The sequence below is a fragment of the Pseudoalteromonas sp. SG45-1 genome, from assembly GCF_014164135.1.
In the GTDB taxonomy this organism is placed as follows: Bacteria; Pseudomonadota; Gammaproteobacteria; order Enterobacterales; family Alteromonadaceae; genus Pseudoalteromonas; species Pseudoalteromonas distincta.
In genome coordinates, this window is the sequence record NZ_JACJEP010000046.1 from 1 (window position 1) to 11,449 (window position 11,449).

Annotated in this window: 11 protein-coding genes; all 11 read left to right on the forward strand. The window is 34.2% G+C overall.

The window, feature by feature from the left end; all coding sequences use genetic code 11:
• The first annotated feature begins 73 nt into the window (after positions 1-73).
• Positions 74-571 carry a hypothetical protein gene (locus H5117_RS19825; protein ID WP_182738971.1) on the forward strand — a complete coding sequence of 166 codons (498 nt, stop codon included), beginning with the start codon at positions 74-76 and terminating at the stop codon, positions 569-571.
• Positions 572-860: 289 nt separating this feature from the next.
• Entirely contained in the window at positions 861-1,283 is a 423-nt protein-coding gene (locus H5117_RS19830) for a hypothetical protein (RefSeq protein WP_182738972.1), read from the forward strand.
• Positions 1,283-1,702, forward strand: a complete 420-nt coding sequence (locus tag H5117_RS19835; RefSeq protein ID WP_182738973.1) for a lipopolysaccharide assembly protein LapB — start codon at positions 1,283-1,285, stop codon at positions 1,700-1,702. Before H5117_RS19830 ends, H5117_RS19835 begins: the two co-directional genes overlap by 1 nt.
• A gap of 203 nt (positions 1,703-1,905) precedes the next feature.
• Positions 1,906-2,349 carry a hypothetical protein gene (locus tag H5117_RS19840; protein WP_182738974.1) on the forward strand — a complete coding sequence of 148 codons (444 nt, stop codon included), beginning with the start codon at positions 1,906-1,908 and terminating at the stop codon, positions 2,347-2,349.
• Positions 2,350-2,688: 339 nt separating this feature from the next.
• Entirely contained in the window at positions 2,689-4,542 is a 1,854-nt protein-coding gene (locus tag H5117_RS19845; protein WP_182738975.1) for an HSP90 family protein, read from the forward strand.
• 23 nt (positions 4,543-4,565) lie between these two features.
• Positions 4,566-5,645, forward strand: a complete 1,080-nt coding sequence (locus H5117_RS19850; RefSeq protein ID WP_182738976.1) for a hypothetical protein — start codon at positions 4,566-4,568, stop codon at positions 5,643-5,645.
• Positions 5,646-5,735: 90 nt separating this feature from the next.
• Positions 5,736-6,176, forward strand: a complete 441-nt coding sequence (locus H5117_RS19855) for an immunity protein YezG family protein (protein WP_182738977.1) — start codon at positions 5,736-5,738, stop codon at positions 6,174-6,176.
• A gap of 334 nt (positions 6,177-6,510) precedes the next feature.
• On the forward strand, positions 6,511-8,172 hold the full coding sequence (locus H5117_RS19860; protein WP_182738978.1) for an Hsp70 family protein: 1,662 nt from the start codon (positions 6,511-6,513) through the stop codon (positions 8,170-8,172).
• Positions 8,173-8,216: 44 nt separating this feature from the next.
• The gene (locus tag H5117_RS19865; protein WP_182738979.1) at positions 8,217-10,322 is read left to right on the forward strand and encodes a tol-pal system YbgF family protein; all 2,106 of its coding nucleotides are present in this window, start codon (positions 8,217-8,219) and stop codon (positions 10,320-10,322) included.
• Positions 10,312-11,052: a DUF1266 domain-containing protein gene (locus tag H5117_RS19870; protein WP_182694948.1), complete on the forward strand. Its 741-nt coding sequence runs from the start codon at positions 10,312-10,314 to the stop codon at positions 11,050-11,052. Before H5117_RS19865 ends, H5117_RS19870 begins: the two co-directional genes overlap by 11 nt.
• Positions 11,053-11,302: 250 nt before the next feature.
• Positions 11,303-11,449, forward strand: a 147-nt coding sequence (locus H5117_RS19875; protein WP_182738980.1) for a helix-turn-helix domain-containing protein, incomplete at its 3' end; no start/stop codon positions are given.

An 11,449-nucleotide genomic window follows, 5' to 3' on the forward strand; every position in this document is an offset into this window, starting at 1 on the left:
AACTGATTCACTTTATTTACCGTTATATTTAATTAATGATTAAATCTATCACCACTAATTTTAAGAGGTAATGATGAGTAGTGTAATTAATCTTTTTATTGTTGATGAAGATGTTTATCCCACAAAACTGAATTTAAGTGATGAGCAAAAATATCAAGAGTTGTTAGATATAACTCAAGATGAAGCTACTAGATGGCAATCTATAGAGCTCAATATGCGTGGTTTTATTCCGGCTATTGAGTTACTTGATGCCGTAGTAGGTGGCCAGGGGTTGTTGCCAGTTTGTACATTTAACTATTTTCCTCATCAATTAATTGGCCCCGATGCTAACATAAGTGGTTCTTTTGGCTTTTTTTCAAGTGAGATGGTGCAAGACCTATTTCCTTTGCTAAAAAAGTATTTTGAGGTTGATATAGATAATAGTGAAAGTAAAGGCCTAGTAGATGATGTTGAGCATCGGGCTGGTGAGCTCGACCCGCAAGCTTATGAAATAGTTCGCGATCGCTACTTTGTTACGTTTAGAGACGCCGCAGAGCAGAACAAATCTATCGTAGTATTGATAGAAGAGTGAACCTAAAAAATTCTAATTAAAGTTTAGTATTTTTTACTTATGATATGGGATTTATACAAATATAAAAGTGAATAAATACTCTTTAGTTAAGTCTCCTTACTTGGGTATATATATCCTCACACATTTTAAACTTATTAATATTAAAATAATATCGCTTTAACATGGGTGAAAGCTAAAGTAGCTAAAGTAGCTAAAAAGTGATAGCTTAATTCAAATAATTATGCTCCCACTATTAGGTTTTAAATGCCGTGCTAAGACTAAATAAAAAGCCTAAAATTATAGGGTTGTAATGAAAAAATTACCTGTAGAATTAAGAGATAAAATTGACGAACTATATATTTTTGCCTTTCAAGCATTAGAAAGAAAAGATTTTATTACGGCGAAAGAACAAGCAGAAAAAGCATGGGAGTTATTACCTGAGCCTAAATTTGACTGGGACGTAACTCTCAGCTTTGTTTCTGGAATTTGTGAAATGTATAAGGAGTTAGGATTTTATAAAAATTCTCATAAAATAGTTGATGGACTATTTAGCTCAGATCATCTAGATGACTATGATGATGGACCTATATTTTTAAAGGGAGCCATATATTTTGAGCAAGGTGAGTTAGAGCTAGCAAAAGTATGGTTTGATAAAGCGAATACAATATCTAAAGGGCGCTGCTTTGTTAGTCAGCCGAAGAAATATAAAACTTTCTATAGTGAGTGTAATTAATGGATATTCATGATCAAATAGAGCGGTATTGCGAACAAGGTAATAACTTGTTCGATGAAGACGATTTTTTAGGCGCTATAGCCATTTGGCAAAAAGCGCTTGATTTAATCGTTGACCCTAATGAAGATTGGAATGAAGTACTTTGGCTCAAAGTTTCGATTGGTGATAGTTTTTACATGATTGATGAATATGAAAAGTCTTTACACTCTTTATTGGACGCCTTAAATTATCCTGAAGCAAATGAAAATGCATTTATCCACTTTAGAATAGGGCAATGTTATTACCAACTTGGGGATAAAGATAGTAGTAAAAATTCACTGTTAAAAGCATATATGCTTTCAGGTAAAGAGATTTTTGATGAACATGAAGAAGAAGGGCTGTTTTTTTATGATTTTCTGACTTCTGTAATCAACTTATAGATTTAATTTATTGCTGTTTTTATAATCTTTTAAGGTGTAATTACCTTTATTAGGGATCTTTAAATGTAAAAGGATATAATTATGCTAAAAACTAAATACATTGCATTAGCAATTACTTTAGGTTCAATACCACTTCAATCAAATGCTGCTGTTTTGATGGTGCGTCACATTGCTCTGAAGATGTAGTTTATAAAACACAAGCGTTGAATAACCTAATAGCCTCTGTTGGTGACATTCAAGCTCTAAAAACTAAGGCTTTCGAAAAAGTTGGTTCAACTGAAAACGGTTACTTTCTTTTCGATCCTCAGTTTTCCCGTTCAGCTCGCTACTTTAACTGCAGTGTTCCACTAAATGAGTCAATTGGTAATTTTGAACTTGTCATAAATGGTATTACTGAAGGGTTGAACAGCTCTAATAGTGGTTGCTCTATCTCTCGTATGCGCAAGGTTAGCGATGGTGGTCAGAGTAAGTGGTTCAGGTATGGCACTGGGAAAGGGTTTGATTGGATAGATTTATCAGATCAATCTAATAGTTCGAAGCAATTTGTTTCATATTCAGTAGATCTAAATAATAATTTTGAAAGTGATGCTATTCTTACTATGAAGTGCCGCACTACTTGGCAAACAGGCTCTGTTTCAATTGGATAAATAGAAATTAAATAAATAAAAGTTAGTCCCTAATTGAAAGGCTTAAAGTGCTACTTTAAGCCTTAAAAGCGTTAATTTATAAAAAGCTATTCATTAGCAATAATAGTCTTTTCCTGAAGAACATTATTAGCCCCGATACTTTTCCCCTACATTATTTTAATAAACATAACCATTAATGGTCTCTTTAATAAATTTTTATAAAAGCGCTCACTATATTAAATTAAATAGTTAATTTAAAAGGTAAGTGTTTGTCTTAAAGTAAAAATTATTATAAAACCGCTTAATTTTAGACAAAGTTTATGGTAAAAAACAATGCGAAACTAACATTTAAGGATGAATATGACAGACTCAAGCAAAAAGATTGAGCAAAGGTTTTTAGTAAACCTTTCAGGGATCATCGATATATTATCTAAGCACTTATACAGTGGGCCACATGTTTTTATTCGTGAGCTATTACAAAATAGCACCGATGCTATTTCTGCAAGGCATAATTATAGTGACTCACAAAGCGAGCTAGTAGACAATATTAGCGTAACTTTACTTCCTAAAAATTCTATTCAAACTCAATCACAGCTTATTATTGAAGATAATGGCACGGGACTGACTGAGGCAGAAATACATCAATTTTTGGCGGTTATTGGTGAGTCATCAAAAAAAGAGTTATTAGATAAACAGCAGCATGACTATATTGGTCGGTTTGGTATTGGTTTGTTGGCTTGTTTTATGGTCTCAAACACTATTTGTGTACAAACTCGCAGTATTAAGCAAAAAGATAAAGTACTACAATGGACGGGGAGCCCTGATGGTACTTATAAAGTTATTGAAATTGACCAGCAAATGGAAATAGGAACGCGTGTTTTATTAACTGCAAAAACTGAAGGTGAAGATTATTTTACTCACAGCTCACTAATCCATTGGATGCAATACTACGCCAGTTATTTACCTTACCCGATCACCTTAAATACGCCTTCAAAAACTAACTTTAGAATAAACGCATCAAAACCACCGTGGCTATGGGAAAGCATATCTAACAACGAGTTTTTAGATAGGGCAATATTAATAGGCGAAAAATACTTTAGGGGTCCTTTTTTTGACACCATAACCTTGGAAACGAAAGCAGGTAAAGTAAAAGGTTTGGGTTACATTATTTCGCATGCCACCACAGAGCGTCAACAGCAGCACTTAATTCACTTAAAAGGAATGCGGTTAACAAAAAGCGGTCAAAATATTTTGCCGGACTGGGCCTTTTTTGTTCGTACTATTATTAATGCTGATGATTTAAGACCTACCGCTTCACGCGAGGCACTATACGAAGATGCTACACTACTTGAAACCAAGCAGGAGCTTGGTGAACAGCTAATAACCTACCTTGTAAATATGGCAGAAAATGCACCCGAAAAATTTGAGCATTTTGTAAGTTGTCATCAAATGGCGCTAAAGTCACTTGTTTTAGATAATCATTATTTTTGTTTAAAAATAACACCATTTCTTAAATTCGAAACAAACTTAGGCAGTATGACTTTAGGTAATTATATTGAAAAATATAAGCATATTACTTACGTTGAAAATGTGGATAGTTTTCGTCAATTTGCTCAAATATCGAGTGCAAAACAAGAGTGTTTAATAAACGGCGGTTATGCATATTGCACTGATATATTAAATTTATATGCGCACCTTAGCAAAACTCATATTGAGGTACTTGACCCGCAAAGCTTAGTTGGTCAGCTTAGTGATACTGATATAAACCCAGCGTTATTAGCTGAGTTTATAAACAAAGCAAACACTGTAATGAGTGACATTTGCCCAAACATCAGTGTAAAGCAATTCAAACCAGAGCAAGTGCCTGCGCTTTATATCAGCTGCGAAAAGCAATACTTTATTAAAAGTGCAAAAATAAACCAAGTTGAAAGTGACGAACTATGGTCTGACATTATTGATACAGTAACAAAGCCAATAGAAAGCTATGTATTTTCTGAATTATGCTTAAATGCAAACCATGAGTTAATTACTTCACTAATTCACTGCAATGAGTTACCTCAACTCCAACAATGTTTAAAAATAATTTATGTACAATCACTTTTAATGGGGCACTTTCCTCTTAATAAAAATGAAATGGATATTTTAAACACAGGTTTAATATCTATGATGACAACGAGTTTAAATTTCCAAAGTAATAATAAAACCCAGCACTAAGCTATTGTTTAAGGAAAAATAATATGAGCACTGTAAATGAGTTAATACTCAAAGCAAGCCGTTTAAAAGACGGTGACCCAATAAAAATAAAGCTTGGGGAACAAGCTATTTTATTAGCCGATCAAAGTAATGATATTAATTTAAAATATAGAAGCCGAGTTAGTTTAATTGAAGACGCCGCATTTGCGGGGCAACCAGAAAAAGCACTCGTAAATTTTGGTTGGTGTATTGCGCAATGCGAAAAATATCCAGAGCAATTTCCTTTAACCAATATGCTGTGGAAATATAAATATGTAATAGATTGCGCTATTGGTTTTCATTCTATAAGCCGGGCTAAGTTAGAGCAGTTAATAGATAATATGAAGCAACATTACGCTCAAGCAGGTTTTAGCTTAAGGCCAGTACATTACATGCAAGCCCAACTTTATTTAAGCATGGGTGAACTGGATAAGAGCCTTGAGCAACTGCAAATTAGTCAAGGTTTAGAAAATGACCGTTTTGCAGATTGTGCAGCATGTGAAGTCCATTTTATGGTCGTGCTACTTACCGCGTTAAGTAGGTATTCTGAGGCATTAAATACCGCATTACCTTTAATTCAAGGTAACCAAAGCTGTGCCGAAGTACCTCATTTAACCTTGCCAGAATTACTTATTACCGCAAGCCAGCTGGGTAAAGATGACTTAGGGCAAATGCTACTTACTTCTGGCTATCAACTTATTCGTGACAATCCGAACTTTTTACATCAGGTTGGCTTACAAATACAGTATTGTGCTATTCATAATTTAATTGAAACCGGTACAGACAGAATACAAAACCATTATGATTGGCTTTCTAAAAATATAGATCAACGAGGGCATTACCAATATTACTTAGGTATTTCTATGTTGTTAAAATCAATACTAAACAATGGTAAAATATCAATATTTTTAACAATGCCTAAAAGCTTTGAACTATATGATGAAAATGAAAGGTACAAACCTCAAACACTGTTTGATCATTTTTATAATAAAGCATTGGAAGTAGCGCAGGCTTTTGACAAACGAAATGGAAATGAATTTTATCAATCTCAAATTACACATAAATTAGAAATGATTAAATTATAACTTTATAACTAAAAGACCAGCATAAGTAGCTAGCCAATTGGATGGTATTTATATCTATAAAGCCAGTCTATTACTAATTAAGGATATGGAATGTTCGATACAATTGACGATATATACAATCATATAGGACAAGCAATGTTTGATGCTTTTCCTGAACAATGGGATACAGCTACATTGACGTTATTAATGGATAAAGTTAATGTTTCAGTAACTATGTCTCAGAAATATTTAGATAAAAATGATTCCAAAAATTATAAATATTTTACTGTTAATAAGCGAAATGGGCTTGCTTATGAATCAAAAGTCTCTGATGCCTTCTATGCACTTTTCCACATTATGAAAAAAGACAAAGATGATGTTCCTTGGAACAAAGTTCGTGTTGAAATAACTTCGGAAGGTTATTTCTCAATTGATTTTAAATACGATGAAGATTTTGCTTGGTATAAGTCGCTTGATATTGATAGTCAAGAATATGAAGATCTTGATATAGACGTTATTAATAAAATTAAGTCTTGGGACGGTTTGCCTTAAAATTAGCCTAAGTATTGGGCTAAAACACTATAGTTTTAGCAAATGCTGATACGTTAATGAAAGTAGATAATAAGGGGTAAGTGCAAACTCTGAAAGTAAGCGAGTTTGAGATAGAATTATTAGCAAAATACGATAGTGGAGAAATTAAATCAAAGTCATTATGTATCTCCATTATAGATGTGTCTTCTGGTCAACTCAAACTGGACAGCGCTCATTTGGAATGAGGGTTTATTTTACACATGACAATCAATGCCAATATAATAAGTAGTCTTATAAATCGCGGCTTTAAAACATAAAAAGCGATTTAATAATTGTCAGAATAAAAGGTATTAATATGAAGATAGGGATTGATCTGGGAACGACACACAGTTTAATTGGTGTATGGCAAGATGATGGCGTTAAACTAATTGCTGATTTAGAAGGCAATGTTTTGGTGCCATCTATTGTGAGCTTTACAGGTGATTATGTTTTAGTTGGTCAAGCTGCTCGCGACCGCTTAGCGACTCACCCAGAGTTGACAGTGTCTGAATTTAAACGTTTTATGGGAACGGACAAAGTTTACCAACTAGAAGAGCAATCTTATACACCAATAGAACTTTCAGCTATTTTACTTAAGCACCTTAAAGAGCAAGCTGAAGCATATTTACAACAACCGATTACCGAAGCTGTTATTTCAGTTCCAGCCTATTTTAATAATAAACAACGCCAAGCAACACAGCAGGCAGCTTCACTTGCTGGTTTGACGGTCGAGCGCTTAATTAACGAGCCAACCGCCGCAGCGCTTGCATATGGGCTAGATAACAAAGACTCAGATAACACTTATTTAGTGCTTGATCTCGGGGGGGGAACGTTTGATGTATCTGTTATTGAAGTGTTTAATGACATTTTTGAGATTCACGCTTCTGGTGGTGATAACTACCTCGGTGGGAACGACTTTACTCAAGCAATCGTAGACGATTTATATAAAAAACACAGTATTAAACCAAACTGTTTAACTAATGGCGATGAGAGAAATATTTGGTCTTTATGCGATCAATTAAAATGTCAGCTAACCAGCGAAGGCTCTGGCTACTTTGACTTTGAATATGAAGGAAATATTTTAACTTATACTCTTGATGAAAACGATTTCAAGCATATTTGTAATGATTTAATTGAGCGTGTTAAGTTTCCTATTCATAGAGCAATGACGGATGCACAATTATCGATAGATGATATAGATGGCTTGGTTTTTGTGGGTGGTGCCACCCGAATGCCAATTTTTCGCCAGCAAATTAATCATGCGTTTTCGCGCATTACACAAATTCAATATAATCCAGACCACGCTATTGCTATTGGTGCAGCTATTCAAGCAAGTATGAATGCGCGAAATAATCAGTTCAAAGATGTAATTATGACGGATGTTTGCCCTTTTACATTGGGCGTTGAGATATCGAACGAGCATAACCAACCTGAATTTTTACCAATTATAGAGCGTAACTCTACAATCCCTGTTAGTGAAACTCGCTCTTTATTTTCCAAACATCCAAGTCAAGAAAGCGTCTTGATTAACATTTACCAAGGTGAAAATTACTTACCTGAAGATAATGTATTAATGGGATCATTAGACATTACACTTGAGCCTTTAAACAAAATTCAGTCTTTTTATATAACATACACATATGATCTCAATGGGGTTATTGAAGTGGAAGTTAAAAATAAGGATTCTGAAAAAACATATCGTACTTATGTTGGCGAGAATGTGAAAGAGCTTGACCAAAATCAATTACAAGAGCAATTTGCAAGGCTTCAAGCTTTAAAAATATTACCAAAGAACAAACTTGCTAATACCTCTTTTAAAGCAAAGCTTGAGCGTATGTTTCAAGAGAGCTTAGGCGATAAGCGCAGGAAGGTAGGTGAAACTATAGGGCTTTTTGATCGTGCGTTGGAAACCCATGATAATCATAAAATTGATGCTGCAAAAGAACGTATTAAAATATTTTTGAATATGTCTTACTAATCATGCATTTTATTATTTGTGCCTACAATATAAGAGTTAAATAAATGGTCCATTGGATAGTGTTAGGTATAGAACCAACACAAGATAAACGCGCCGTAAAATTAGCATATACGCAGTTATTAAAAAAAACGCCGCCCGCAGAATTCCCTGAAGAATTTAAAGCGTTACGTAAAGCGTATGATCAAGCATTAAAAGAAATTTCAAAAAGTGACGATGCTGAAAATGATAATGATAATTCAATAATACTTGATGATGTATTACTTAAGGATGATCAGCCACAGCTAGATACTGATATTGAAAATACACAGGCTGAAGTTTTTTTTGAACTTAAAGCTAGTCCAAATCATAATACAAATGACGAGCCTGTTGAGTTTTCAATCATTCACACGATACCCCAACTCAACCTTGCTTTAGAACAACTTTATAGTGATATTTTAGGTAGACACAGTTTAGAAAAGTGGAAAATGTTATTCGCGGCCCCAATATTTTGGGACGTTAATCAAAGTAAGACGTTGACCGAGAATTTACTTGGTTTTTTTTCTAATCACTACTTTTTACCTGAAAATATATGGATATTTTTGGATAATAGTTTAAAAATTACCGATGGCTTGTCTACCAGTAGTGATGATACGACCCAAAAAGCGGCGATCGCTTTATCTCGTTACATAAAAACGTTACCAAAAAGAATTAACGATGGCTTAGTTGAGAACATTAGTGATGATATTGATTTTGAAGCTTTTAATCGTCATCTTAAAATACGTAGTTATATTGAAGATAAATGTTTGTACGATACATTCTCTGCTGAAGAACTAGAGGATATAGTTCAGCAAATAGAGCCGCAGTTTAAAACTGACTTTCATCTTTACAATTATATAGTTAAGTATTTATGGACAATTAACGGCTATAGTAGTATCAAACTTATCCTAACACCTTTAACAATTCCCTACACCGAAGAGTCCCTCTTAAATTATCAGGCACATGCTGAGTATAAACTAAAAAATTATGAGCTTGCACTTAAGCTTTATATACAGCAAGAGCGAAATTATCGCGACTTCTGCACCAAGGTGATGTTTAAAAACATTGGCTTGTGTTACTTAAAGCTTAATAATTTTGAAAGAGCCTACCTTTATTTAGATGCAGAAACACGTGTTGTTGCTGATATGGAAATTGAGGTTGCATTAATAACAGCAAGACGCGGATATATTCGAGAGTTGAGAGCTGATGAAACACAAAACGCTATAAAAATTGCGACGTTAATGTATGAAAATGGGCGATATCAGGATGCTCTGTCAATTACTGAGCAATATAAACATGTATTTAAAGAGCAGGGCAACTACCTCCAGGCTCTATGCTTATGTAAATTACATCGTTTAGATGAAGCATATTCTGAGTTCTTAGTGTTTATAGATCTATATATTGAACGCCAGTTGTGGCTATGGCCACTAATTGTTGAACTAGTAAGGTATTGCTACGATTTAATTACCTATGAGTTACTAGTAGAAACATTACAAGAACATACTGCTACTTTTAGCGATTTCTATCAAACAGCCTTCTTTTCTGGTTCTTTAGAACCTCGTTGTTATACAGAACAAGAAATGGAAATACTTGAACTAACAAATGAGCGAGATTCAGTCAGACGATCACTTGAATCAATATGGCATATTGAATCAATGCAAATCTTTGCACTGGCTATATTATGTATTCGAGATACAGAGTTAGTTGATTACGAGGACCATAGTGTTGTTGAAAACCGCCAACGTGATGCCCTTAATTGTGTCAAAGAAATTAAACAATTTATGCTTTATAACCCGAGTGATTGTTTAAAGTTTTTAGAGGCTGCATTTGATCAGCAAGACTATGATACTTGTATTATGTTAGCTGACATTGCAATTAAAGCTCTACGCACAGCACCCCAAGCATATTATTTTAAAGGATGTGCACTTTTAGAATTAAATGAGTATGGCAAAGCTTTAGAGTCATTTAAACAAGCTGCATACGAATATAATACTCATCCATACGCTGTTCACTCTTTGAATTCAGCCATTAAGTGTGCTGAAAAACTCATCGAACAAGAATTGCCCTATCAAGCAACACACAATGAATTATGTCTGCAATTACAGAATAAAAAGGAGATAGTTGATGGAGATTAGTCCAGCAGATTTAATGCTTAAAAGCCAATTATTAACTAATCAGCAAAAACACTGGTTGATTAGTTTATCTGGTTACCTATCGATGCAAAATGGCTATTCTCTGGATTGTTTGTTACATAAAAGTAAGACATATCCATTGCAAGCGATTATTAACGGTAATATAAAAGTATTAAAAAATAGTTATGATATACATAGTAAAGCTGATTTAGTTGAAACCCTAGATGTTTTTACAGACACTGCCCGAAGTGGTCAGTTTATGAATTGTTTAGTCCAAAGTGTTCGTCATGATTTATATATTGAACGCTTTTTTTTAAATCAAAATGAAGATAAAAACAGTGATGAGTATATGGTTAGTGCATGGGCTCAAAAACATAATGTTGCATTATCAAGCTGTGGAATTAAAGGCTTTGATATAGGACGTTCTGCGTTTTTATGCCGGTGTGCGTTTACTACTGGTTTAATCACAGAGCAAGAGGCTTGGTATTATTTACTAGTACTGGGCAAAATTGCACAACAATTATTTATTGATTGGCAAGAATTTGGCATGAGTCACCTTGTTGGCCGCTTAACTTGGGTTGGTATTAACTTAACTGATCCGTCGGATAATAAACGTTATCCTAATGATTTTGATATAAAGCAAAAGATTCAATTAGATGTCGAAGAATTGACATCAATTTTAGCTGACGATGAACACCCATGGTGCCAGCTCGATTGGCAAATAGATTTGTAGTCTAAAGTGCATGATTCATAGAGATCGATTTAATATTATACGGCCTCATGAACAATGAAATTATATAGTACTTTAAATGGATTGAACTTTGCGAAGAAACTAAAAGTGTAGGCACTGTGTGCCGAAGACGCGGTATATTTAGGCTTACTATTTGTAAGTGGTTAGGTCGATAAAAAACAGACTGTCTAGTTTCCTTAAAACTCCCCAGCATGTGTGATTCATAGAGATCGTTTCAATATACTATGACGCTATGAACAAAGAAATTAAACAACGTTTAAAGTGGATTGAGCTTTACGAAAAAACTAATAATGCGGGCCTAGTTTGTCGTCGGTGTGGAATTTCTAGGCCCACTCTTCGAAAGTGGTATAAGCGATACAAAGAGAAGGGACTAGACGGC

Bases quoted from the DNA above. Each gene is read 5' to 3' on its own strand.
- H5117_RS19850 (WP_182738976.1), top strand. From the start codon at position 4,566: ATGAGCACTGTAAATGAGTTAATACTCAAAGCAAGCCGTTTAAAAGAC.
- H5117_RS19860 (WP_182738978.1), top strand. From the start codon at position 6,511: ATGAAGATAGGGATTGATCTGGGAACGACACACAGTTTAATTGGTGTA.
- H5117_RS19865 (WP_182738979.1), top strand. From the start codon at position 8,217: ATGGTCCATTGGATAGTGTTAGGTATAGAACCAACACAAGATAAACGC.
- H5117_RS19855 (WP_182738977.1), top strand. From the start codon at position 5,736: ATGTTCGATACAATTGACGATATATACAATCATATAGGACAAGCAATG.
- H5117_RS19845 (WP_182738975.1), top strand. From the start codon at position 2,689: ATGACAGACTCAAGCAAAAAGATTGAGCAAAGGTTTTTAGTAAACCTT.
- H5117_RS19830 (WP_182738972.1), top strand. From the start codon at position 861: ATGAAAAAATTACCTGTAGAATTAAGAGATAAAATTGACGAACTATAT.
- H5117_RS19825 (WP_182738971.1), top strand. From the start codon at position 74: ATGAGTAGTGTAATTAATCTTTTTATTGTTGATGAAGATGTTTATCCC.
- H5117_RS19835 (WP_182738973.1), top strand. From the start codon at position 1,283: ATGGATATTCATGATCAAATAGAGCGGTATTGCGAACAAGGTAATAAC.
- H5117_RS19870 (WP_182694948.1), top strand. From the start codon at position 10,312: ATGGAGATTAGTCCAGCAGATTTAATGCTTAAAAGCCAATTATTAACT.